A 24031-nucleotide genomic window follows, 5' to 3' on the forward strand; every position below is an offset into this window, starting at 1 on the left:
CATGAGACGTTGAATCGTCGTAAGCTATTGAAGCGGCTGGCGATTTCGCAGTCGAACGTAAGGTTCGACGATCTGCGTTCGCTGGTCGAGGCGTTCGGCTTTCGACTTTCAAGAACGAACGGAAGCCACCACGTCTTCGCACATCCAGACATCGACGAACTGGTCAATCTTCAGCGGGTGCGCGGCGAGGCTAAGCCGTATCAAGTTCGACAGTTTTTGCACCTCGTCGAACGGCATAACTTGACCTTGGGCAACGACGAATGAGCGACTACCACATCAACCTGTTCGCGAGCGACGAAGACGGCGGATGGATCGCGGACATCCCCGACCTGACGCATTGTTCCGCGTTCGGCGAGACGCCTCAGCAAGCGCTGGAAGAACTCCTGCTCGCGAAAGCCGCGTGGCTGGAAGCGGCGAAGGCGGAGGGAAAGCCGATTCCGCCGCCCAAGTACCGGCCCGCGATTTATCATGCCGCCTGACGTGGGCAGGTCGCTTTCGGTAGGTCAGGCATCGCCTGACGACGGCAGGTCGGCGCTACGATGCTCCCCCGGCGTCCGCTTCGCGAGCGCACCGCTGACTCGGTTCGACGTCGATTGAAGTAGCCGTCAGGCAATGCCTGACCTACTAGTCGACCTGGCTTTATTCGTCAGGCGGAGGTTAACCTGATTTCGCGGAGGGAGTCGAGGGATCGTTTTCGATTTTCGCGGAGGCAGGGATGCCGGCAACGAACGAAAAGCTGGAAGTTCGTCTGACGCCTGAGACCCGGGCGGAGCTCGCGGCGTTCGTCCGCAAAGGGGACTCGCCGGCGGCGAAAGTTCGCCGGACGAGGATCCTGCTCCTGTCCGATCGCGAGCACGTCGACGGTCGTCGCACCGACGGCACGATCGCCGAGATCGTGGGGCTCTCCGAGCGGCAGGTCTGCCGGATTCGGCAAGCCTTCGTCCGCGAAGGAAACGTCGCCGCGGCGATCGAACGGAAGGCCCGCTCGGCTCCCGGCGTCCAGCCGATCTTCGACGGTCGCTCCGAAGCGAAGCTCGTTCTGCTGGCCTGCTCGACGCCGCCCGGCGGACGCAAGGCCTGGACGATGCAGCTTCTGGCCGACGAGGCGATGCGGCTGTCGATCGTGACGAAGGTCTCCGAAGAGACGGTTCGCCAGACGCTCAAAAAAACAGGCTGCAGCCCTGGCGGACGCGGCGCTTCTGCATCCCGGAGAAGGATCTCGCCCGCTTCGTCGCCCGCATGGAGAAGCTGCTCGACGTCTACGCCGAATCGTTCGACGACGAGCACGTGCTGATCTGCATGGACGAGGCGGCCAAGCAGATCCTGGCCGACGTCGAGCCGTCGCTGCCGATGACGCCGGGCCAGCCCCGCCGCGAGGACCATCACTACGAGCGCCGCGGCGTGCGGTCGATCTTCTTGTTCTTCGATCCCGTCGGCGGCTGGCGTCGCGTCTCCGGTCGCGACGGTCGAACGCGAGTCGACTGGGCCGAAGAAGTCGCCGAGCTGCTCGAGCGGGACTATCCCCGGGCCGAACTCGTCACGCTGGTCTGCGACAACCTCAACACGCACGACGTCGCGAGCCTGTACCATGCCTTCGACGCCGAGCGGGCGCATCGCCTGGCCCAGCGCCTGCGGATCGTCTACACGCCCAAGAACGGCAGCTGGCTCAACATGGCCGAGTTCGAGCTTTCCGTCCTGACGCGGCAGTGCGTCGGGCGACGCTTCGAAAGCGCGGCCGAGATGGACGAAGCGATGGCCGTCTGGCAGCGCGAACGCAACCGCCTGCGTCAGGCTGCGACCTGGCGCTTCACGACGGACGACGCTCGCGTCAAACTCAAACATCTCTACCCCAACGCCTGACGAATAAGGCTTGGTCGACTACTACACACGCAGCTACTCGACCCGCACGCTCAGCCCTGCCCGCGACGCTTCCAGCTTCTTCGCCGTCGCTTCGCTGACGTCGGTTCCCACCACGCTGAGCGACGTGAGCGAGGGCAGGGCGGCGACCAGCTTTTCGACGCCGGCATCCGTGACGGCGGTGCGATTGAGCGCGAGCGTCGAGATCGTCCCGCACTCTTCGAGAATCGCGAGCGAGTCGTCGTCGATGTTCGCGTCGGACAGGACCAGATCTTCGAGCCTGGGCAGACTCGCGATCGCACGCAGCGCCTCGGCGTCGACCTTCGCCCCTTGCAGGTCGAGGGTGACGAGCTTTTTCAGAGCGCCGACCTCGCGCACGCCGGCAGGCGAGAGCTTCGTCCCAGCGAGATCGAGCCAGTCCAGATTCTCGAACCGCGCGACCTCTCGCATGCCGCGGTCAGTCACGCTCGTTTGCGCGAGGCAAAGATCGACCGTGGCGAGCGCTTCCGCATCGCCGACCGCGGCGAGATCGTCATCGGTGACATCGAGAAAGGCGAGGTAGCCTTCGCGAACCTCCTCGGGCGTCATGCCCGTGCGGCGGAAGAGCGCTTCGGGAGGATCGCGATCGAGGTAGACGTCGTCGAGATACTGCAGAAACCCGGCACGCGCCGCGTCGGGCACGCCGTGCAGAAAGTAATGCGACAGCCCGGCGCCCTGCGAGTAAACGAACGGCAGATCCTCCTGCTCTCCGAATTCGGAGAAGGCCAGGTCGGCGAACTCGTCCGCCGGCATCCACTGGCCGGCGTGTCGCAGGCGGTAGCGCGCGTTCTGCATCCGCTTCGTCGTGAAGCCCCCCAGGATCTGCCGGGAACCCTCCGGCCGTAGCGATTCCAAGTACGTCGCGATCCCTTCCACGATCCAGAAGTTGCAGGCTCTGCCGACTTCGTCGCCGACGCTGCCGATCTCCTGAAAGAGCTGATGCCCCAGTTCGTGGACGATCGTCGATTCGTCTGCCTTGTCGCCGGCGAAGAAGTAGCTGACCTTCCGCTGATCGCTGTAGACGCCTTTCGATTCGGCGACGCGCGGAACGTACTGTTCCAGGTAGGCGACGTACTCCGCCTTATCGGCGAACAGCACGACGCGATGCGTCTTGTTCGGATATCTCAGGAAACGGCCCGGCTGGAGCGCCGTCTGGAACTCCGTCTCCCCCAGCCAGCGCTCGGGAAAGAGTTGGAGCCAGAGCAGACGATACCGTTCCAGCCTTCGCGCGAGCTCGCGTCCCGCGTCGGCGCCGGCGTTCGTCGCCAGGTCGAACCGGTCGGACTTGCAGCTGGTCCACGACCGGGGGCGCCAGCCGATGTCGGGATATTCGTAGCGACCGTCGCTGACGCGGACGCGTTCGACCGCGGGACGGCCCTCCGCGTCCGGCGGATCGATCGCCAGAATCCGCCGCGCGTCGGCATGGGTCGGATTCTCCCGTAGCGTCCTCCAGATCAGGCGGAAGCGATCCGACCAGAGCAGTCCGCTCGCGCGATCGATCGCCAGAGCGAAGAGCTCTCCCGCGAAGGCTGCGCGAAGTTCGAGGAACTTTCGTTTCCAGTACCGACCGGCGTCGGAGAGTTTTTCATCCCGAGGCAGGGCATCTTCGTCGGGCAGGTACAGAAACGCCTGATCCGGGCGGGGAACGACCGCCCACTGCCGGGTGATCGACGCCTCCTGAGCGAGGCCCAGTTCGTCGCATTTGTCCGCGACGAGGGCCAGATCGTTCGCGAACTTCGTCTCCAGATCGCGCAGCGCCGCAGGCGGATCGACCGCCCGCAGACGCGACCCCGGCAAAGCGGCAACCGCCGTCAGCGTCGCGACGGCGCTTAGAAATCGGCGGCGGCAAGGCACAGCGCGGTCGTTACAGCGGGTACGGAGCGCGGAAGTCGTCAGGAGAAGCATACTCTTCGCCTGCCGTCGTCGGCAAATTCGATACGGCGAACGCGACTTTAACGCAGGTCGGTCGGACCGCGACTAGGAAGGGCAGGGCGCCCGATTAACCTCGAAAGGAAAGTCCCCCTTAGCCTGACGCCGCCGATGCACGTCGCCGCTACCGATCCCGGTTCCCCGTCCCCCACGGCAGAGCCCCGCCCGAAGCAGAACTCTGCGAAGCAGGGCGCCGCGAAGGCGAAGGGCGTCGTCGCGCCGGGCCCCCGCCCCGTCTGCGACCCCTACGTCGTCCGCGAGATCAGTCTCGAAGAAGCCGAAGCATCGGCAGATCGCTGGCAGGAACTCGTCGACTGCGCGGCCGAACCGAACGTCTTCTACGAGCCGCAACAGCTTCTGCCCGCGCTGCGTCATCTGGCCCGTCCCGATCAGGCCGCGCTCGTCGTCGTCGAAGGCCGTTCGCTCGATCCGAAACGACCGGAGCCCGTCTGGTGCGCGGTCGTCCCGGTGCAGCGTCGCCTGAGCTTTCGCGGTCGCCGCGCTCCCGGTCTCGCGACCTGGCGTCATGACTACGCCTACTGCGGAACGCCGCTCGTTCGCGAGGACGTCGCCGAGGAAACGGTCGAGGCCTTCCTCGACTGGCTCCGGAATGATCGCCGGGGAGGAAGCACGTTTCTGCTCTCCTGGCTGCCGGCTGACGGACCCGTTCTGAAACAGTTCGTCGCCTCCCTGCAGAAGCGAGGAGACGCTTCCTTCGTCGCGCGACAGTTCGCCCGCGCGGAGTTCCGTCCCGAAGCCGATGCCGAGGCCTATCTCGCGAAACACTGGTCCCGCAAGAATCGCCACGAGTCCCGCCGGGCCCACCGTCGCCTGGTCGAAGAGGGCGCCTTCGCCTTCGAAGCCTTCGATCAGTCGTGCGATGCCGAGGCGTGGCGAAGCGATTTTCTCCGGCTCGAAAACTCCGGCTGGAAGGGGGAGCGGGGTACCTCCTTCGCCGCACACGAAAGTCACGCACGCTATCTCGACGAAGTCTGGTCCGCCGCCGCGGCGTCGAATCGTTTGATCGCCCATCGCATGACGCTCGACGGCGAGCCGCTGGCGATGAACGTCGCCTTCGCCTGTGCGGGCGGCGCCTACTACTTCAAAACGGCTTTCGCCGAAGCCCACGCGAAACGATCGCCGGGCGTCGTGCAGGAGTTGCTCTTCCTCGAGACGCTGCACGCGAAGAAGCTCGCTTGGGTCGATTCCTGCGCGCAGCCGAACCATCCGATGATCGACCGCCTGTGGCGCGGCCGGCGCCTGATGCAGTCTCTCTGGTTCAGCACGGGCAGACCGTCGGGGGACTTCGCCATCGCGGGGCTCTCGGCGCTGAACTGGACCGAACGCTTCGTCGCGAAGACCGTCAAGCGACTTCGCCGGAAGAAGAAGCATCGATCGACGGCAGACCACGGGCACGCAGCGGAAAGCTGACGCCGTCCCGCTCGCCAGAACACAAATTCTGATTCGCTAGATCCGAGAGTTTCCGAAGATGATCCTTTCCGCAGCCGCCGTCGCCTCGCCGCGTGCTTCCTCCGCCGAACCTGCGGCGCCGCAGACGGTCTTCCCGCAGGTCGACGTCGCGGAGTTCCGGGACTCGTTCAACGTTCGGCCGTTCACGCTGAAGCACGCGCTGGCCGAGCATCCCCTTTTCCGGCTGGAGCGACTCGTGGAGTTGAGCCGGCGCCTGCCGCAGTCCTCCGTCGAATACAACCAGGGCGACATCGCCGTCGGCTACGGACGCAAGGACGGCCCGCAGAACGGTCTCTCCATCGAGGAGACGATCCGCCGCATCCAGACCTGCAACTCCTGGATGGTCCTCAAGAACGTCGAACGTGATCGGGAGTTCAAGCGGCTGCTCGACGACTGCCTCGACGAACTGCGACCGCTGTCGGAAGAATCGTCGCCCGGCATGTTCCTGCGGATGGGCTTCGTCTTCGTGTCGTCGCCGAACTCGATGACGCCGTTCCACATCGACCCGGAGAACAACTTCCTGTTGCAGATTCAGGGAACGAAGCGGGTCGCCATGTTCGACCAGCATGACCGGACGCTCGCGTCGCAGCAGGATCTCGAAATCCTGTTCGCCGGCGGTCACCGCAATCTGGAATGGCGGGACGAGTTCGACAGCAAGGCGAAGTTCTTCGACCTGTCGCCCGGCGACGCGCTCCACTTCCCGGTCCACGCGCCGCACTACGTGAAGAACGGAAACGAGCCGTCAATCTCGTTCAGCATCACCTTTCAGACCGCCGCGTCGGATCGTCGTCGCTCGGTCCACTGGGTGAACCGCAAGCTTCGCCGGATCGGCCTCTCCCCCGCCATGCCTGGCGCCTCGCCTTTCGCCGACCGCTGGAAGTTCGGGCTCTACTCCGGCCTGCGCGCGTGCAAGAAGCTGGTAGGCGGGTCGAAGTCGAACTGAGGTCGCGGGCGACACTTCGAATTCGTCATGTCCGAAAGCAGGCGGTAAACTGACGGCGTCTCTTCTCGATCGAAGCCGCCGTCATGTCGATTTCCTCTCGCACTCCGGAAGGCGAGCCGGCGCGTTGCCCCGTCTGCAAGTCGCAGATTCGCGTCGAGCCTTCGCTGTTCGGCGGTGACGGGCCGTGCCCTTGCTGCGGCACGCTTCTCTGGTTCGTCGAAGCATCGACGGGCGCCGAAGCGTTCGACTCCGTCCGTTCGATGTCGACGCGGCGGCGGCTCGACGCGCTCGTTCGACGGACCACGGACAGTCGCTTCCATGATCTTCATTCGCTTCTAGGCGAACGGAATCTTGACTCGCTAGATCGGGTCGAAATCCTCATGGAACTCGAAGAGGAGTTCGGCCTGAGCCTTCCGGCAGACGGAGAGGGCGTCCGAACCACGGGAGACTTGGTCGCTCTTATCCTTAGGACGCTCGATGCCGGCGGTTCTTCGAAAGAGGGCTGATCATCGGAAGGCGACCGGCGTTGACGGCGAAACGGCCTCGTTCGTTCCCCTTTCCGCTTCGCGCGCGGGAGGTCAAAATAGAGCGCACGCTCCGGTAGCTCAGTTGGATAGAGCGACGGTTTCCTAAACCGTAGGTCGTGGGTTCGAATCCCGCCCGGGGTACTCTCGTCGGTCGTCTTGTCGGATCGAAAGGATTGCGATGTCCGCCCTCAAAACTCTCGTTTTCGGTATCGCGTTCCTCGTCGGAAGCGTGACCGCTTTCGCAGAGCCGATCCGTCTGACCAGCGATCATCTGCCCGAACGCGTCGGCGGATACCACACGTTCTGGATCGAATTCGAACTGACGGGCGACTCCGGCAAGGGAACGCTCAATCTCGATCCGAATCGATGCGGGCTGACAGAGTTCGGCGACACCAGTTTCTGCACGCTCATCGCGACGTCCCAGCACGAGGTGATGCTCGCGAAGGTCTCGACGGAAGACGCTTCGGGCAAGGAACGGACGCTCTGGAAAATCTCGGGCGCCGACTCCGTGGAGGGAATGCTTCACCTCGTCGCGCCGAAAGCCGGGGAGATCGGCTATCGGCTGGTTCACACCGGTGACGAAGATCGCCGCATCGTGATTCCGATGACGAAACTGCCCCCTGCGGCGCCGTAAGCGGCGGCCCGATCCGCTGGATTCCGACAGCGCAACGGCGCTCCGAAGCATTCCGAAACATCGCCGCCGAGGAGCGTCGCCATGGGCATCCTGAACGATTTCCGCACATTCATTTTTCGGGGCAACGTCGTCGATCTGGCGGTCGGCATCATCATCGGCGCCGCCTTCGGGAAGATCGTCAACTCGTTCGTCACGGACATCCTGACGCCCCCGCTCGGCCTGCTGCAGGGGGGCGTGCCGTTCAAGGACTACAAGATCCCGCTGACGACCAAGGCGCCCGGCGAAGAGGGCGAGGTCGCCTCGATCCTGCTGGGCAGCTTCGTCCAGACCGTCGTCGATTTCCTGATCGTGGCGACTGCCGTGTTCGTGCTGGTCCTGATTCTGCGAAAAGCCCAGGCGGTCTTCGAGCGCAAGCAGGAGGCGGCCAAGGCCGCCGACCCGCCCGAAGAGATCCTGCTGCTGCGCGAGATCCGCGACTCGCTGAAGTCGCCGAAGGTCTAATACCCGGCGCTTCAGCAGAACTCAGGCTGAACCGTCCGTCCCGATTTGAGGGAGCTCGCTCTTGGACAGCCTGTGGATGCAGGTCGCGTCAGTCGCCGTGGGCGGAAGCCTCGGCGCCGTGAGCCGCATGCTCGTCGGACGACTTCTCGCCAATCCGTCGTTCCCCTGGGCGACGGTAGCCGTCAACCTCGCCGGCTGCTTCGCGCTCGGCCTGCTGATCGGGGCGACGAACGACGCGGTCCCTTCGCATCGCGCGCTGCGAGTCGCCCTCGGCACGGGTTTCCTCGGCGCGTTCACCACCTTCTCGACCTTCAGCGTCGAAGGCTTCGCGCTGGCGGAGAAGGAACGCTGGCTCGCCGCGGGCCTCTACATCGGCGGACAAGTCATCGTCGGCCTCGCGCTTGCCGCGGCGGGAATCATCGCGGGACGAGCGCTTCGGGGATAGCGTCGATTCGACGGCATCATGCAGAGGTTCGACTACTCTTGCCTTTCAAGTGTGCCATGCCCACATCGCGCCAGCAGGGTGGGCATGTAAGGTTCGGCCGGCCCCTGGAGCATGCCCACCCTTCCTTCGGAGATGTGGGCATGGCACACGGAACCATTGAGCCTGACGAATCGAGCTGGTCCGACGACTACGAATCGCCTAAGGCCTTAGCGCCTGAGCGAGGGCCTTGCCCGTGTGACTCTCGGGGCAGGCGGCGATCGTTTCGGGCGGACCTTCGGCAAGCAGTCGTCCGCCGCCTGCGCCGCCGTCGGGACCGAGGTCGATGACCCAGTCGGCGCATTTCACGACTTCCATGTGATGCTCGACGATCAGCGCCGTGTTCCCGCGGTCGACCAGGCGCTGAAGGATTTCGAGCAGCTTGCGAATGTCGTCCAGGTGCAGGCCGCTCGTCGGCTCGTCCAGCAGAAACAGCGTCCGCCCCGTGTCGGGCCGCGCGAGCTGGTCGGCGAGCTTGATCCGCTGCGCTTCGCCGCCCGAGAGCGTGACCGCCGATTGCCCCAGCCGCAGGTAGCCGAGGCCGACATCGCGCAGGCTCTCAAGCGGTCGGCGGATGACCTCGACCGCGTCGAACGTTTCGCACGCCCGCTCCACCGGCAAGTCGAGCACGTCGGCGATCGTCAGGTCGCGGTAGCGCACCTGCAATGTCTGACGATTGAACCGGGCGCCGTTGCACTCCGAGCAAGTGAGGTAGAGGTCAGGCAGGAAGTTCATTTCCAGCCGCGTCACGCCCTGACCCTGACACGTTTCGCAGCGACCGCCCGCGACGTTGAAGCTGAACCGCGAGGCGCCGTAGCCGCGTCGCTTGGCCTCCTTCGTGGTGGCGAAGAGCTTGCGAATCTCGTCGAAGACGCCCACGTACGTCGCGGGCGAGCTCTTCGGCGAACGTCCGATCGGCGCCTGATCGATTTCGACCAGCTTGTCGATTCCTTCGACGCCGGTCAGTCGAGCGAAGCGGCCCGGCGCAGGCGCCCGTTCGCCCAGGCTGCGACGAAGAGCGCGCGCGAGCGTATCGTGGATGAGCGTGCTCTTACCTGACCCCGAGACGCCGGTGACGCACGTGAGCCGGCCCAGCGGGACGCGGATCGTCACGTCCCTGAGATTGTTCGCGGACGCGCCGGCCAGCGTGATCATCGGCGCGCGATCGCATTCGCGGCGCGTCGGGATCTCGATCCGCCTTCTGCCGGAAAGATACTGACCGGTGAGCGAGGTCGCGTGGCGGGCGACCTGTTCCGGCGTTCCTTCGGCGACGACGGTTCCGCCCGCTTCGCCCGCGCCGGGGCCGATGTCGATCAACCAGTCGGCCTCGCGCATCATCGCTTCGTCATGCTCGACCACGACGAGCGTATTTCCCTGCCGTTGCAGATCGCGAAGCGCGGCGATCAGGTTATCGTCGTCGCGGGGATGCAGGCCGACCGTCGGTTCGTCGAGCACGTAACAGCAGCCGACCAGCCCCGCGCCGACGCAGGTTGCGAGCCGCGTGCGCTGCAACTCTCCGCCCGAGAGGGTATCGACGCCGCGGCCGAGCGTGAGGTAGCCGATGCCGACGCGGGACATGAAGTCCAGTCGCTTGACGATCTCGCGCACGAGCGGGTCGGCGATCTTCGCTTCCGATTCGTCGAACGGCATCTCGCGAAGTCGGGGCAGCAGATCGTCGATCGGAAGGGTCAGCGCCTCCCGCAGCGACAGATCGTGCAGGCTCACGCTGCGAGCGCGTGCATTCAGCCGCAACCCCTCGCATTCGCCGCACGGCACGTCGCCCCGGAACGGCGCCATCTCCTCCAGCGCGTTCTTGCGCGTACACGAGGACCAGGCGCCTTCCATCGCGGTCGCGAGTCCTGGAAACGTCGCCGTTCCGCGCCAGAGCGCCCGGCGATCGTCGGCGGACCAGCTTCGCCACGCCTGCTTCGCGAGCGCCGGACGTTCGCCGAAGAACGGCTTCGACTCTTCCCGCAGTCGCTTCGCGAAGAAGCCGTTCTCGACGAAAGCGGGCGACGCGAGCAGGCCCTCCGCGAAATCGTCGCCGGGCAACACGAGCGCCGGATCGAAACGCTCCGCCTGGCCGAGACCGTCGCAGGCCGGGCAGGCGCCGTAGGGGCTGTTGAAGCTGAAGTCCCGCGGCTCGACCGACTCCATCTGGATGCCGCAGTCGGAGCAGGCGAACTCGGTGCAGTAGGCCCGCTCCTGCCATCCGGCGTGTTCGCCGGCTCCGTTCTTCTCCGCCGCGCCGTTCGTCGCCTCTTCGTGGCGTTCTGTCGCGACGCCGTTCGCTTCGCCGGGAGGCTGAAAGAACAGAATGACGGAGCCGCGACCTTCGCGTTCGGCAAGGTGAATCGATTCGCGAATCCGCCGGGCGGACTTCTCGCGAACGACCACCCGGTCGAGCACCAGATCGACCGAGACCGGGTCGTCTCCCGGCCAGCCGGCGAAGCGGTCGAGTTCGTAGAACTTGCCGTTCAGACGGACGCGGAGGAAGCCGGCCTCCTGCAATTTTTCGAGCGCCTCGCGAAGCTCCGCGCCGGAGAGCGTCCCCTTGGGAGCGAGGATCATCGCCTTGGATCCGTCGGGCAGATCGAGGGCGTCCTGCTGGATGCGTTCCAGCGGCGTCTGCTTCACCGGCTTGCCGCATCCGGGACAGTGCAGCGTGCCGAGACGGGCGAGCATCACCCGCAGGAAGTCGAAGACCTCGGTCAGCGTTCCGACCGAGCTGCGGCGCTGCGTGGCGGAGCGCCGCTGATCGATGCAGATCGTCGGCTCGAGCCCCTCGATGTAGTCGACGTCAGGCCGTTCAAGCTGCCGAAAGAAGCGTCGCGCCTGCGCGGAAAGGGACTCGACGTATTGCCGCTGTCCCTCGGCGTAGAGCGTATCGAACGCCAGGCTGCTTTTGCCCGAGCCGCTGACCCCGGTGATGACGACCAGCTTGTCGCGGGGGATCGCGAGGTGGACGTCCTTCAGGTTGTGAACGCGGGCCCCGTGGATGCGGATCGCTTCCGTTTCGATCGCGGTCGCCATGCTCGCTCGCGTCTCTTCGTTCGTCCTGAGCGGAGGGCGTCCGCCCTCCGAGGCGTTTGCGTCGGGAACTCGCGAACTACTTCTTCTCGCTCAGATCCTGCAGCCGGACGTTGCGGAAGGCCACTTCGGCGCCGTGGCCGCAGAAGCTGATGCGACCGCTCTCCCGCTTCAGGCCGGGATGCTCCTTCTTGTCGAGCGTGCCGTCCTTCGTCGCTTCGTCGAGATTCGCGTCGACGATCACGACGCCGTTGAGCGTGACGGTGATATGCCGATCCTTCAGGCGGATCTCCTGCTCGTTCCACTCCCCGTTCGGCTTCTGGTGACCTCGCTTCGCGGCGACGACGCCGTAGACCGATCCATGGGCCTGATACGGAGCGATCCCCTTGTAGTTCTCGTCGAGAATCTGGATCTCCATGCCGGAGTAGGCCGGATCGCCGGGGGGAACCGGCACATGAATGCCGATGCCGTTGTTCGCGTTGGGAGCGCCGAGCTTGAATTCGAACCGGAACGCGAAGTCGGAGTAATCCTTGTCGGTGTAGAGGAATCCGCCCTTCGAGGGGATACAGACGATCGCGCCGTCGCGGACCTCGTAGCCTTCCGTATCGCCTTCCCAGCCTTCGAGCGTCTTGCCGTCGAAGAGCGGCGTAAACCCGCTTTCCTCAGCAGTCTGGGTCTCTTCCGCGAAACCCGGGGCGATCGTCCCCATCAGGCCGGCCAGGCAGAGCGACAGGAACGCGAACTTGCGAAGCATCAGGCAGTCTCCAGGAAGAACCGGCGGTGGGGTCAGGCGGCGGGAACTCGATTGTAATCGAACTCCCGCCCGCCTCGTGCTGTAGACGACAGCGCGGCGCCCGATCCCTGACGGCGAGGCCCCGAGACCTAGGGGCAAATCGGCGAACCCCAGTCGCCGTGAACGACGATCTGAACGACGGCGTCGAGCTTTTCACGCCCGGAGATCAGGAGTTGCGCTGATTCCAATCTGGCCTTGTACAGCGGGCCTTCGACGGTCGGTTGGTCGATCTTTTTCGAACGCCGAAGCCCGTTCTGGTCCGGCTTGACCGGATCCGTCAACTCGGAGAACCCGCCCGCGGCATAAGTGACTCTGTCCCTTTCATCGCAGAATTCGCGAGCGAAGTAGAGACGGCCCGTGAGGGGAGATTCCGCGTAGAAGAGAAGAAACCATTTCGTCTGCTCGTCGATGCCCTCGATGTGGAACCTGTAGACGCGATTACGGTCATCTTTCGCGACGGTAAGCCAAGTCGTCGTCGCCGGATCGGGCGGCGCTACCACGGCTTTCGCATCGTGATATCCGAGGTATTCATGCGACAGGTCGCCATAATGGGTCGAGGTGGCGGGATACATAGGCGGCACGGCGAAGACCGGCACAGGAATCGGCTCCGGGCCTGGAGTCGGGCTGCAAGAAACCAGGGGCAGCGGGTACGTCGACGTCGCGACGCCGACATGCAGATCGTTTTGGTCGCAACACGAAGTCGCGTAGTGGTAGTACACCCCGTCATAGCCCGTAAACAGAACGGGATACATCGGGGACGTTCCGTAGAGCCTGTTGACCGGCGTCGCGCACGAATCGCAACCGGTCGCCTGCGCGGCGGGCTCGCAACAGGTGATCGGCTTGCAGTCGGAAGGCGGACAATAGCGCTCCGCACAGGTCCGCATACGGAATTGGCCGAACAGTCGTAACCGGCACTGGGCCTCCGCAGACGATCCTGCGGCCCCGACGACGGCCGCGACGATCGCGAACGTCGCCACGCATTTCGAACTGATTCTCATCGCTGCGAGACTCCTGCGTTGCAAAAGATTTCGAACAACCAACTCAATCGTCGAATTTCGGAAGCGATGCCGATCTGGCGAGACGAAACGCCGTTCGATTCATTGGCGTTTCTTCGCGAATCTGAAACGGTTCGACCGTCGACGCGAAGTTCGCCAGGCGAACGGTCGACATGGGAGCGACGACGCCGACCGTCCAGCGACGACGAAGCCGCTCCTTCGCGAGTTTCTCGGTCGGTCGACGATCGCCGTAGCCGACGATCGATTGCGTCCATTCGCGATTGCCGGAGTAGAGTCCGGCGATCGAAGGAAAGTCGCGACATACGTCGATCGACGACAACGACGCTTCCGTGAGGTCGATCGGCTCTTGATCGCCCCAGGGATAACGGGTCGCGCCGCGATTCGTCGCTGCGCAAAGCCACTCCTCGACGGTCATCAATCGCATGCCGCGTCGCTCGGCGAAGTCGAGGGCGATCTCGAAGTTGATGACCGCCTCCGACCCAGGCTTCGTCGCATCGTTACCGAACGAATCGCCGTACTCGGCGATCAATTCCCCGACGGTGATCGTCCGATCGGCCAGATAGAACGCGGGTACTCGATGAATTCCGGAGAGGGGGTGATCCGGTCGCTCCGCGAAGTGCGAGAACTCGGTTTCGTCGATTCTGGTGAATCCGACGATCGACGGCGAGACGTACGCGATCTCGGGAACCGTGGTCTCTGGGGCGGCATCCCAGTCGAGCCATTTCGGACGGATCTGGCTGCCGTCTCTCAGGTAGTGAACGTAAGGAGCTGAACCTCCCGGCTCGGGAACGGTTCTCCAAACTTCCGACCATCCGTCGGGTCCGTCCGCCAGAATGCGATAAAGGCCGGGCGAAAGGAGCAGAGAACGGTCCCCTGTCGTTCGTGCGTCTCGATCGACGACCTCGGCGCCGACGTAGTCATCGATCGGAATCCATGTCAGCTTCTGATCGGACGAGCCTCGTTCGACCGCGACGCGGACACGCCGATCGTCCTCGTAGATCTGCCAGCCGATCCACAGTCCCGCAGCGACGAGACTGCAGGTGGCGACTGCGGCGACGCCGCCGATGAAGCCGCGACGCGCGGTCATGGTCAGCGAACGAACGTCGTGGCGGCCGAGCGCGCGTACGGGTCTCCCCTCCAGGTAGCGGACCAGATCGTCGGCCATCGATCCTGCGTCGGCATATCGCCGCTCGACGTCCTTCTGCATCGCCTTCAGCGCGATCGCCTCGAGCCCCGGCGGTATCGCCTGGTTTACCGAGCGCGGTCGCACGGGGTCTTCGTGCAGGATGGAATCGATGATCCGGGACGGGCTTCCCACGAACGGGAGTCGTCGCGTGAGCGCCTGGTACAGCACCACGCCCAGAGCGTAGATGTCCGCTGGTTTGCCGATGCGGTCCGAATCGCCGCAGGCCTGCTCCGGAGCCATGTAGGCAGGCGTTCCGACGGGCACGCTCTTGCGAAACTCGACGACTTCACCGGACGTTCGGCTTCGCGAAAGCCCGAAGTCCAGCAGGTGCGGTTCGTCGTCGTCGTCGACGATCACGTTGCTCGGCTTGATGTCGCGGTGGACGACGTCCGCTGCATGCGCGTACGCGACGGCCCGACAGAGCTTCTCGACGAGGCGCGCACAGGCCTCGAAATTCGCTTGCGAACCTTCCAGCCAATTTCGCAACGTCACCCCATCGATGCAGTCGCTCACGATGAACGGCTCGCCGTCTTTCGACCCCACGTCGAAGATCGTCACGATGTTGGGGTGCCGAAGAGCGCTGGCCGCTCGCGCTTCGAGAATGAACTGCTCGGGGTCGAAATCGCCGCTCGTGTTCCGCGGCGCCTTGATCGCGACGTGGCGACGCAACGTTCGATCGAAGGCTTTGTAGACGATGCCGAAGCCGCCCTGACCGAGGATGCCGGCCAGGACGAAGCGCTCTCCGTCGCTGGATGCCGAGGCGTCGTCGGTTCCGAACACCCGGGTGGAACGCCCCTCGCTTGCTAACGACGTCGTGGAATGAGCGCACGACGGACAAACGAGCGAGCCGTCGATGCTGAGCGTCGCATCGAGCCTGCGACCGCACTGCGGGCAAGACGTGGGCGGATCGACGCCTAGTGGCTCGTTCACGCGTCCCTCTCGAAGAATAGGCGCAGCTTCGCCCTACCGATTTCGCGGCAAGCAAAAAAGAAAGGCTGCTGGAGTTCGAGCGAGAGGAAACCTGACGGTATCCCATCCAAGAGCTTGGAGCAATCTCCCGCGGACGAATTATGCGACCTCCGCGATCATGCTCACTCGATGCCGTATAGCGGACCGAGCCGCCGGCGGAGATGGGCGAGGAACGGCTCCTGGGAGAGGGGCCGTCCCGTGACGCGTTCGATCAGTTCGGGAGAGGTGCAGGTTCGGCCGACTCGATGCACCTTCTCGCGCAGCCACTCCAGCAGGGGACGGAACTCGCACCGCGCGAACTGCTCGTCCAGATCGCCCAGATCCTGCTTCGCCTGTTCGAACATCTGGGCTGCGTTCAGATGCCCGAGCGTGTAGGTCGGAAAGTATCCGAACAGGCCGGCGGACCAATGGACGTCCTGCAGGACGCCGTCGGAATCCGTCGGCGACTGTACGCCGAGATACTTCTGGTACTTTTCGTTCCAGGCGCCGGGCAGGTCGGCGACCGCCAGCGATCCTTCGAGCAGCGCGATCTCCAGTTCGAACCGCACGATCACGTGCAGGCTGTACGTCGCCTGGTCGGCGTCGACGCGGATCAGCGACGGGCGCACCGAGTTGATCGCGAAGTAGAACGCCTCGGCGTCGACGTCGCCCAGCGCCTCGGGAAAGGCGCCCTGCGCGGCAGGAAAGAAATGCCGCCAGAAGCCCCGGTTGCGACCGACGAAGTTCTCCCACATCAGCGACTGCGACTCGTGGATGCCGAGCGACAGGTACGTCCCGCTCGGCAGGCCATGACGGTCCTTCCGCAGTCCCTGCTCGTACAGGCCGTGCCCGGACTCGTGCAGCGTTCCGAAGAAGGCGTTGGGGAAGAGCCTTTCGGAATACCGCGTGGTCAGGCGGCAGTCGTTCGGCGCGATGCCGGAGCAGAAGGGATGGGCCGAGACGTCGATCCGTCCGCGATCGAAGTCGAACCCGATCCGCTTCGCCGCGAAGACGGAGAACTGACGCTGTGCCTCGATCGGATAGAGCCGCCGGAGGATCTCCGTCGGCGCCTCGCGACCGCTTTCCACGACGCTCCGCACCAGCGGCGCCAGCGCGTCGCGCAGTCCCGCGAACAGCGTCGTCATCTGCGCGGCGGTCGCGCCCGGTTCGTAATCTTCCAGCAGCGCGTCGTACAGCGACTCGCCCCCTCCCAGCGCCTGGGCCTCTTCGCGTTTCCTGGCGACGATTCTTTCGAGCACGGGCCGAAAGCTGGCGAAGTCGTTCGCGCGGCGGGCCTGGGCCCAGACCTGCTGCCCTTCCACGGTAAGTCGTGCCAGATCCGACACCAGTTTCTCCGGCAGCCTGCGTCGGCGATCGTACTCGCGGCGCATCTCGCGGATGTCGGTTATCGCGTCGGGATCGTTCTTCGAGAGATCGGCGCCGGAGAGCGTCTGCAACCATTCGCCGACCTGCGGCGCGGTCCTTCGGCGATGGATTTCCCTGGCGAGGTATGCCAGTTGCTCACCCCGGTAATCGGCTCCGCCGGGTGGCAGATTCGTGCGTTCGTCCCATGCCAGCGTCTCGGCGACCGTCTCGAGCAGCGCCGTTTCGCGATAGTATTCACAGACGGTCGCGTATAGATTGTCCGACATCTTCGCTTCATCGATGCGAACCGATCGGTCGCCGCGAGCCCGCTCGCGACCTGCCGATTCGGCGAAGCGTCAAACGTAGGCGGACGCGGTCGGCCTCGTCAACGCGGCCGCCCCGAGATCGCCGGCGGTCGGTCACCTTCCGCCGTCAGCTCTCCGCCTCGACTCCCGCCGACAAGGACCGCATGTTCGGACCCTCTTCGACGCTGCCCGACCTGACCCGCACGATTCAGCGGGAAGGAGGAGCGCCTCGCGTTCCGAATCCTCTGGTCGAGATCTACGACCGGCTGCTGACCGAGCCCCGGCAGAGCTGGACCGCGCACTATCCCTACCTGCGAAAGCTCGGCGAAGGAGGGCAGGGCGTCGTCTATTTGTCGGAGCGGCGCGGCGCCGACGGCTTCACCATTCCCGTCGCGCTCAAGGTGTTCTCGCCCGAAACTTACGAGAAGCCGCTCGATTACGACACGGCGATGAAGCGGATCGCCAACGTCTCGGCTCGCGTCTCGCAAATTCACCAGAACAACCTGCTGGACGTTCACGACTTCATCGATCGTCGCCGCATCCGCATCATGGCGATGGAGTGGATCGAAGGCTACGACCTCCGGCAGCTCCTCAATCCGTTCATGCTGCTGAGGATTCGCGATCACGTCCCGAAGGATAACTGGGACTACCTGCAGAACGTGGTCGTGACCGACGGTCCGGCCCATCCGCGAATGAAACCAGGCGTGGCGGTCGCCGTGATCCGGGAGTGCCTGGCCGGGCTTGCCGCGTTGCACCGCCAGGGGATCGTGCATGGCGACGTGAAACCGAGCAACGTCATGCTCAAACGGACGGGCAACGCGAAGATCGTCGACATCGGATCGGCGTTCTACCAAGACGATCCGCCGGCGCTGCGGCCCTGCACGCCGGCCTACGCGGCGCCCGAGACGCTCGAACGGCAGGAATGCACCTTCCAGAGCGACCTTGCCAGCCTCGGCTACGTGCTGATCGAACTGCTGGCCGGAAAGCCGCTCTTCGCGGGCATCGGGACGCCGGGGGAACTGATCGAGGCGAAGCTTTCGCTGCCGGGGCGACTCGACCGCGAACTGCCGCCCGAGGTGAGCGTGAACGGCCTGCTGATGAGTTTCTGCCGGCGCCTGATCGCTCCCGATCCGAATTCGCGGTTCAAGGACGCCGACGAGGCCGCCTTCGTCAAGGAAGGCGCCGCCGCGTTCCACCGGCAGCTCGTCATGAGCAACCTCTCGAGCGAATTCGAGAACGACGTCCGGCTCTGGATCGAAGCCCTGCTCGAAATCGACGCGCAGAAGGCTCCGGGCGGTGCGGGTTGAGGCGGACGCGTTCGACCGAGTCCGCAGCGCAGGCTTACTTCCTCCGCAGATCCATGCAGACGATTTCCTGATCGTCGCGCAGATAGACCAGGCCCGAGGCGAGCGCCGGCGCCTGACGCGTCGGGCCGAGGATCGTCTGGCGACCGATCTCGCGGAACGCCTTGGGCGAGGCTTCGACCAGCACGAGTTCGCCCTTCATGGTCGAGATCAGCAGCTTGCCGTCGGCGGCGATCAGGTTGCCCTTGCCGAAGCGGATCTCCTGCCAGACTCTTTCGCCGGTCGCCGCGTCGACGCACGTGAGGTGCGTGACAGGGCCCGCTCCGCCGACGTTGTCGAAGCCGTAGAGATATCCGTCGATCAGGACCGACGTCTGCCACTCGTTTCGCAGGACGCTCTCCGGACCGAACGACGACCAGACCTCGGTTGCGTCGAACCCGTTCGCGCTGGGCGTGAGCTTCAGCAGGACGCTGCCGTGGTTCTCCCCCGCGGAAATGAAGACCTGCCCGTCGACGGCGATCGGCGACGCCGTATTGCAGGCGTAGTCGGTCTTGAACGGATAACTCCATAGCAGCTTGCCGCCGGTCGGCGCGATCCCATGCACCGCGGCGCCGGTGAACGCGACGATCTGCTTTTGACCGCCGACGTCCAGCAGCAAAGGGGACGAATAGCCCGGCGCTTCGCCAGCGCCAGCCTGCCAGACCGGTTCGCCCGATGCCGCGTCGTAAGCGGCGACGGTCGCCTTCGGCGCTCCCACCGTGACGACGACCTGCTTGCCCGCTACGAGCGGCGAACAGGACATCCCGTACTCGGCCGGCTCGCCGCCCTGGTCCTCCACGCAGTTCCGCGTCCAGACGATCTTGCCGTCGTCGAATCGCAGGGCGACCAGAATTCCCTGACCCGTATACGCGAAGACCGTATCGCCAGCGATCGTCGGCGTCGCCCGCGGTCCATCCCCTTGCGCGTTGCCGTACTCCTCCGCGACCGGAACCTGCCAGATCTTCTTGCCGCTTTTAGCGTCAAGGCAGAGGACGTGCTGCTGACCGTCCGACTGAATCATCGTCAGCGCGCGGTCGCGGCTGATCGCGATGCCCGACATTCCGATGCCGCCGGCAGGGACCCGCCAGACCTCGTCCAACTCTCCCTTCGGCCAGCTAGCGATCAGTCCAGTTTCGGTCGAGATGCCGTTGCGATTCGGCCCCAGAAACTGCGGCCAGCCCTGCGCGTTCTGGGCGAACGCCGGCGAGGCGCTGCCGAGAGTCGACATAGAGCAAATCGCGAGGAACGCAATGATTCTGAGCATCGACGGCGCCTGACGTTGAAGAGCGGTTCCGTAGGGTGGGTCATTGACCCACCCTTTTTTCGAACTCGAGAAAGGAAACGAATAGAAAGCCGGCTTCTTCCTGGTCGACTCGCGCAGAAAGAAGGTGGGTCAATGACCCACCCTACGAGATGACTCCCTTCGCTCATCACGACAGGGTCGCGTTCGTCCGAGCCTTCTTTACGCCGCAGCCCGTCGCGCAGGATCCGCAGCCGCCGGTCGCACACCCGTTCGCGGCGGATTCGGTTCCGCAGCCTGGCCCGCAACCCTGCTGCAGGGCATCGGCGAACCGGCGGAAGTGGACCTTCTTCTCGTAGAGCGCGGCCAACTCTTCCGAAGCAGCGAAGTCGAGTTCGGGCGGATCGCCGAGGAAATGAAAGAAGAGCGACTCCCCGTCCAGCAGGTGCTCCACGTCGACCAGCGTGCCGGGAATGCTCTTTTCGTCCAGCCACTTCCGGCAGGCGTCGAACGCCCGGTCGCGATACCGGGCCAGCCGCACCTGAAGCAGCTCGTCCGTGTCGAGGACCGGACGCAGGATCATCCCGTCGGTCGAATCGTCGAAGCCTTCGCCCCCGTCCGCATCCTCCTCGACGGGGCCCAGAACCTCGGCCAGTTCCAGCCCGCGGGAAGTTCGGGCGACGATTCGATCGCCCCGACGTAGCTCCCGGGGAATCTCGCTTCCGAAGCGACCGACGTGGCCGGCGACCCCGAAGCGGATGAAATACTTCTGGCCGCCGTGCGGCATCGAATTTCCTATTCTGGCGTCGTCGACGCTGGTTTCTTCGGTCGGTAAGATCGAGCGACGCTCGCGAGACGCCGGCGGGAGGACTGTTCTTCTCGCCCGCGATTCGCCGTCATCTTACGCTGCGACGGAGAGTCGGGGAAACCGCTGATCCGTCGCGAACCGCCGCCGCTCGGGAAGAGACTTGCGCATGTCCGCTTGCGACTGGATGGAACTTGCCGACCGCGTTCTCGACGGGACGCCCGTCACTTCGGACGAGGCGCTGTCGATCCTGGAGGCGCCGGAGGACGAGTTGCTGGAGATTCTCGCCGGCGCCTACCGGATCAGGCGGCGGTATTTCGGGAAGACGGTTCAGCTCTACTTCCTGATGAACGCGAAGAGCGGCCTCTGCCCGGAGGATTGCTCCTACTGCTCGCAGGCGAAGGGCTCGACCGCGGAGATCCCGCGTTACAACATTCTGAGCCGGGAGAAACTGCTCGACGGCGCCCGCCTGGCGTACGAGCGGCAGTCGAAGACCTACTGCATCGTGATTTCCGCCCGGGGACCGAACGAGCGGGAGATCAAGGCGATCGAGACGATCGTTCCCGAGATCAAGCAGCAGTACGACCTGAAGATCTGCGCGTGCCTGGGACTGCTGAAGCCCGAACAGGCGGACCGCCTCAAGGCGTGCGGCGTCGATCGGGTCAACCACAATCTGAACACGGGCGAAGAGCACTACGGCAACATCTGCTCGACTCACACCTACGCCGACCGCGTCGGCACCCTCCGGGCGGTCCGCGACGCCGGCATGGAGGTCTGCTCGGGCGGCATCCTGGGAATGGGCGAGCGACCCTCGGATCTGGTGCAGATGGCCATGCACCTCCGCGAGTTCCGGGCCGAGTCGATCCCGCTCAATTTCCTCCACCCGGTCGACGGCACGCCGCTCGCGGGACCGACCGACCTGACCCCTGCGAAGTGCCTCAAGGCGCTCTGCATGTTCCGCTACGTCAATCCGACCAGCGAACTTCGCATCGCGGGCGGTCGCGAACTCCACCTCCGCAGCCTGCAACCGCTGGGGCTCTATCCCGCCAATTCGATCTTCGTCGGCGACTACCTCACCACCTCGGGCCAGCCGCCCGAAGAGGACTATCGCATGATCGAGGACCTCGGCTTCGTCGTCACGCGAAACGAAGAGACCGTCGTCGGCGCCGCGGCGGAAGCGACCGTCGCGGAAACGCAGGCTGCTGAAGCGTAGAAGTACGGAGCTAACGGTAGCGGCTCTTCGCTTCGCCTTCCCACATATCGGGATTCGCTCCGAGCGCGGCGTAGAGGTCGGCTGTCGCCAGATCGACCTCGTGCATGAGGTCGTCCGGCAGAGGCGACTGGGCCTCGTCGACGTTCGTGCGTAGCTGGTCGGCGTCCCGCACGCCGAAGATCACCGCGGTCACGAAGTCCTTCGCCAGCGCCCAGCGAATCGCGAGGCCGGGAAGCGTCAGTCCCGCCCGGGCGGCGATCGCGCGAAGCTCTGCGATGGCGACGAACGTCCGCTCTTCCTGGCCGGGCTCGCCATGCCGGGCGTTGGGCCGATCGCCCGCGAAGTGCCGCGACCGACGCCGCTCCGGTACGACGTCGTCGACGGAGCCGATATTGCCCGACAGCAGGCCCTGCTGCAGCGGACTGTAGACGAGAATCCCGACCTCCTCGCGCAGGCAGAGCGGAGCGATCTCGTGCTCGATCGCCCGCCAGAGCGGGTTGTAGGGAATCTGGTTCGTCGCCGGCTTCTCGGCGCTGCGAAGGGTTTCGCCCAGATCCTGTACGCCTAAGTTACAGACGCCCGCGGCGCGAATCTTCCCCTGCTCCTTCAGTTTAAGCATCGTCGCCCAGACGTCTTCGATCCGGGCGTCGTCCGTTCGCCAGTGAACCTGGTACAGGTCGATACGATCGGTGCGGAGGCGCTTCAGGCTCGCTTCGCAGGCGAGGGCAAGCTTCGCGGGATCGTTCTTCTCTGGCTTCATCTTCGTGGCGAGCACGACCTCATCTCGGCGACCGCCCGCGAGGAAATCGCCGATCAGCGTTTCGCTGGCGCCGTCGCCGTACATTTCGGCGGTATCCCAGAACGTCACGCCCCGATCGAGCGCCGCCGCCATCGCGGCGCGGGAATCTTCCGCGCGCCGTTCGCCCCAGTGCGCTCCGCTGACCAGCCCCCACGTACCGAGCGCAAGGCGGGAAACCTGAATGTCGGTGCGTGGGAGGGTCGTGGCAAGCATAAGTTCGTGATCGAGGAGTTGAGCGCTCGCCTGTTTTCGAATCGACCTTGACGGTGAGCGACCTCGAAAGCGACGATCCCGCCGGCGCGCGGAGCGCTCCCGCAGAAAGGGGGCGATTCTACCGCGCGCGAACGCCTCCGTCCCCGATCGCTCATGCGTTCGACGCTCTCGCTGATCCTGTCGCTGATCGCCGTTTCGCTCGTCGCATGGGGGCCGATCGCGGAGGTCGCTGCGCAGAAAGAACTCGACGCCTTCCAACTGGCCGCGGGCGAGGGCGTCGTCGTGCTCAAGAACGGACGGACCGTTCGCGGTTCCGTCACCCGGCTAGGGGACCAGCTTCTGATCCAGCTCGGCGCCGGCGGAGAGATCCGCGTTCCGATCGATCAGTCGCTCGTCATCGCCGAATCGCTGGAAGAGGCGTACGCGATCCGCCGCGACGGCCTGCTGCCGGCGGCCGTCGACGATCGGGCGAAGCTGGTCGAATGGTGCCTGCAGGAAGACCTCCTGCACCGCGCGGCGGACCAGATCCTGGCGCTGTCGAAAATCGATCCGCGACATCCCAAGCTTCCACAGCTTGAACGGCGTCTCCAGGGCAGGGCAAGAGCCGAGGCGTCGAGTCTGGCCGCCGCTCGTCCGGAAGCGGCGATCCCCGGCAACGTGACGCCCGCGACGGCGTTCTCTTCGGAACCGACCGTCGATCCGCGGACCTACTTCGCGGAGAAGGTTCAGGCCCAGGTCGTCTTCGGTTGCGCGGCGGCCCGCTGCCACGGCGGCCCTTCCGGCGGCGAGTTTCGCCTGCGTCCCTATCCGATCGCGGTCCAGCCAGTCGACGAAATCACGGACGAAAACTTCGCCGCGGTGCGAAGGTTTCTCCACGACGGCAGTTCGCAGAGCCCCGCCATCCGCCACGCCACGCGCGCGCACGCTGGCCCCTCGGGCGACAAGGTGCGCGATCTGCTCGTTTCGCTGGCACAGGCGCTGGACGCTGCTGCCGGATCGGGAACCTCGGCTTCGACCGCGGATTTTTCGTCATCGTCCGCTTCAGCGCCTTCGCCCGGCGGAACGGGCGTCCGGACCGCCGGCTTCGCGGAAGGCGCCGCTACGCGCCCCGTCGAAACGAATCCCTACGACCCCGCGGAGTTCAACCGCCGCTATCACGGCAACGTCGAACTGCCTCGCATGCCGTAAGTCGCCGTTCGCTAAACTGAATTCTAAAGCGCCGCGTCGGGACGGCAGCGCCGACGACTTCTCCGCTTGCGCCGAGCGCTCGGCGGGGCTTTATCGACGTTGCACGCAGGCAGAGCGATGTTGCGCCACTTTCTTCTCGCTCTCATCGTCCTTGCGACAGCGTGCGGGGCATTCGCGAAGGCGGAACCGCCGGAAGAGACTGCGAC

20 protein-coding genes and 1 tRNA gene are annotated in these 24031 nt (G+C 65.0%); 12 read left to right on the forward strand and 9 right to left on the reverse strand.

The features are described 5' to 3' along the window. Positions 1-9 precede the first annotated feature (9 nt). From SH602x_RS18675 to SH602x_RS18685, 3 genes are all read left to right on the forward strand, one after another. Positions 10-264 carry a type II toxin-antitoxin system HicA family toxin gene (locus SH602x_RS18675; protein ID WP_479473754.1) on the forward strand — a complete coding sequence of 85 codons (255 nt, stop codon included), beginning with the start codon at positions 10-12 and terminating at the stop codon, positions 262-264. Then, positions 261-479: a type II toxin-antitoxin system HicB family antitoxin gene (locus tag SH602x_RS18680; RefSeq protein WP_479473755.1), complete on the forward strand. Its 219-nt coding sequence runs from the start codon at positions 261-263 to the stop codon at positions 477-479. The genes SH602x_RS18675 and SH602x_RS18680 overlap by 4 nt, the downstream gene beginning before the upstream one ends. A gap of 236 nt (positions 480-715) precedes the next feature. Further along, positions 716-1860, forward strand: a protein-coding gene (locus tag SH602x_RS18685) for an IS630 family transposase (protein ID WP_479472857.1) whose coding sequence is annotated in 2 segments (ribosomal slippage) — positions 716-1163 and positions 1163-1860 — 1146 coding nt in all. Because the reading frame shifts where the segments join, the coding sequence is not laid out codon by codon here. A gap of 33 nt (positions 1861-1893) precedes the next feature. Here SH602x_RS18685 and SH602x_RS18690 read toward each other — a convergent pair. Continuing rightward, the gene (locus tag SH602x_RS18690) at positions 1894-3750 is read right to left on the reverse strand and encodes a leucine-rich repeat domain-containing protein (RefSeq protein WP_479473756.1); all 1857 of its coding nucleotides are present in this window, start codon (positions 3748-3750) and stop codon (positions 1894-1896) included. A 186-nt stretch (positions 3751-3936) separates the two neighbouring features. Between SH602x_RS18690 and SH602x_RS18695 the strand changes: the two genes are divergently transcribed. The 6 genes from SH602x_RS18695 (at position 3937) to crcB (ending at position 8345) form a co-directional block, all read left to right on the forward strand. Continuing rightward, a complete protein-coding gene (locus SH602x_RS18695) occupies positions 3937-5256 on the forward strand; it encodes a GNAT family N-acetyltransferase (RefSeq protein WP_479473757.1) in 1320 nt (439 codons plus the stop codon). Positions 5257-5314: 58 nt separating this feature from the next. Continuing rightward, positions 5315-6238 (forward strand): cupin-like domain-containing protein, encoded by a 924-nt coding sequence (locus SH602x_RS18700; protein ID WP_479473758.1) that lies wholly within the window; start codon positions 5315-5317, stop codon positions 6236-6238. A gap of 594 nt (positions 6239-6832) precedes the next feature. Continuing rightward, positions 6833-6906 (forward strand) — tRNA-Arg (locus tag SH602x_RS18705). Between the two features lie 37 nt (positions 6907-6943). Continuing rightward, positions 6944-7399 (forward strand): hypothetical protein, encoded by a 456-nt coding sequence (locus SH602x_RS18710; RefSeq protein ID WP_479473759.1) that lies wholly within the window; start codon positions 6944-6946, stop codon positions 7397-7399. An 81-nt stretch (positions 7400-7480) separates the two neighbouring features. After that, entirely contained in the window at positions 7481-7900 is a 420-nt protein-coding gene (mscL, locus tag SH602x_RS18715) for a large-conductance mechanosensitive channel protein MscL (protein ID WP_479473760.1), read from the forward strand. A 61-nt stretch (positions 7901-7961) separates the two neighbouring features. Further along, complete coding sequence (gene crcB / locus SH602x_RS18720) at positions 7962-8345, forward strand: fluoride efflux transporter CrcB (RefSeq protein WP_479473761.1); 384 nt, start codon at positions 7962-7964, stop codon at positions 8343-8345. 198 nt (positions 8346-8543) lie between these two features. On the opposite strand, the gene uvrA is transcribed toward crcB, so the two are convergent. The 5 genes from uvrA to SH602x_RS18745 form a co-directional block, all read right to left on the reverse strand. Next, complete coding sequence (gene uvrA, locus SH602x_RS18725; RefSeq protein WP_479473762.1) at positions 8544-11414, reverse strand: excinuclease ABC subunit UvrA; 2871 nt, start codon at positions 11412-11414, stop codon at positions 8544-8546. 76 nt (positions 11415-11490) lie between these two features. Next, the gene (locus SH602x_RS18730) at positions 11491-12165 is read right to left on the reverse strand and encodes a 3-keto-disaccharide hydrolase (protein ID WP_479473763.1); all 675 of its coding nucleotides are present in this window, start codon (positions 12163-12165) and stop codon (positions 11491-11493) included. A 128-nt stretch (positions 12166-12293) separates the two neighbouring features. Next, the gene (locus tag SH602x_RS18735; protein WP_479473764.1) at positions 12294-12956 is read right to left on the reverse strand and encodes a hypothetical protein; all 663 of its coding nucleotides are present in this window, start codon (positions 12954-12956) and stop codon (positions 12294-12296) included. A 289-nt stretch (positions 12957-13245) separates the two neighbouring features. Beyond that, positions 13246-15336, reverse strand: a complete 2091-nt coding sequence (locus SH602x_RS18740) for a protein kinase domain-containing protein (RefSeq protein WP_479473765.1) — start codon at positions 15334-15336, stop codon at positions 13246-13248. Between the two features lie 161 nt (positions 15337-15497). Beyond that, complete coding sequence (locus tag SH602x_RS18745; RefSeq protein WP_479473766.1) at positions 15498-17006, reverse strand: carboxypeptidase M32; 1509 nt, start codon at positions 17004-17006, stop codon at positions 15498-15500. A 182-nt stretch (positions 17007-17188) separates the two neighbouring features. On the opposite strand from SH602x_RS18745, the gene SH602x_RS18750 reads away from it, so the two are divergent. Further along, on the forward strand, positions 17189-18331 hold the full coding sequence (locus SH602x_RS18750; protein WP_479473767.1) for a serine/threonine-protein kinase: 1143 nt from the start codon (positions 17189-17191) through the stop codon (positions 18329-18331). 34 nt (positions 18332-18365) lie between these two features. Here the strand turns inward: SH602x_RS18750 and SH602x_RS18755 are convergent, their stop codons facing one another. Both SH602x_RS18755 and SH602x_RS18760 read right to left on the reverse strand, forming a co-directional pair. Continuing rightward, a complete protein-coding gene (locus SH602x_RS18755) occupies positions 18366-19595 on the reverse strand; it encodes a PQQ-binding-like beta-propeller repeat protein (protein ID WP_479473768.1) in 1230 nt (409 codons plus the stop codon). 202 nt (positions 19596-19797) lie between these two features. Then, positions 19798-20394: a hypothetical protein gene (locus tag SH602x_RS18760; protein ID WP_479473769.1), complete on the reverse strand. Its 597-nt coding sequence runs from the start codon at positions 20392-20394 to the stop codon at positions 19798-19800. 187 nt (positions 20395-20581) lie between these two features. Between SH602x_RS18760 and bioB the strand changes: the two genes are divergently transcribed. Continuing rightward, positions 20582-21625: a biotin synthase BioB gene (gene bioB / locus SH602x_RS18765; RefSeq protein ID WP_479473770.1), complete on the forward strand. Its 1044-nt coding sequence runs from the start codon at positions 20582-20584 to the stop codon at positions 21623-21625. A gap of 10 nt (positions 21626-21635) precedes the next feature. On the opposite strand, the gene SH602x_RS18770 is transcribed toward bioB, so the two are convergent. Then, a complete protein-coding gene (locus tag SH602x_RS18770; RefSeq protein ID WP_479473771.1) occupies positions 21636-22637 on the reverse strand; it encodes an aldo/keto reductase in 1002 nt (333 codons plus the stop codon). Positions 22638-22790: 153 nt separating this feature from the next. On the opposite strand from SH602x_RS18770, the gene SH602x_RS18775 reads away from it, so the two are divergent. After that, positions 22791-23825, forward strand: coding sequence for a hypothetical protein (locus tag SH602x_RS18775; RefSeq protein WP_479473772.1), 1035 nt, complete (start codon positions 22791-22793; stop codon positions 23823-23825). Positions 23826-24031 lie beyond the last annotated feature (206 nt).

This window comes from Lignipirellula cremea (assembly GCF_056501455.1).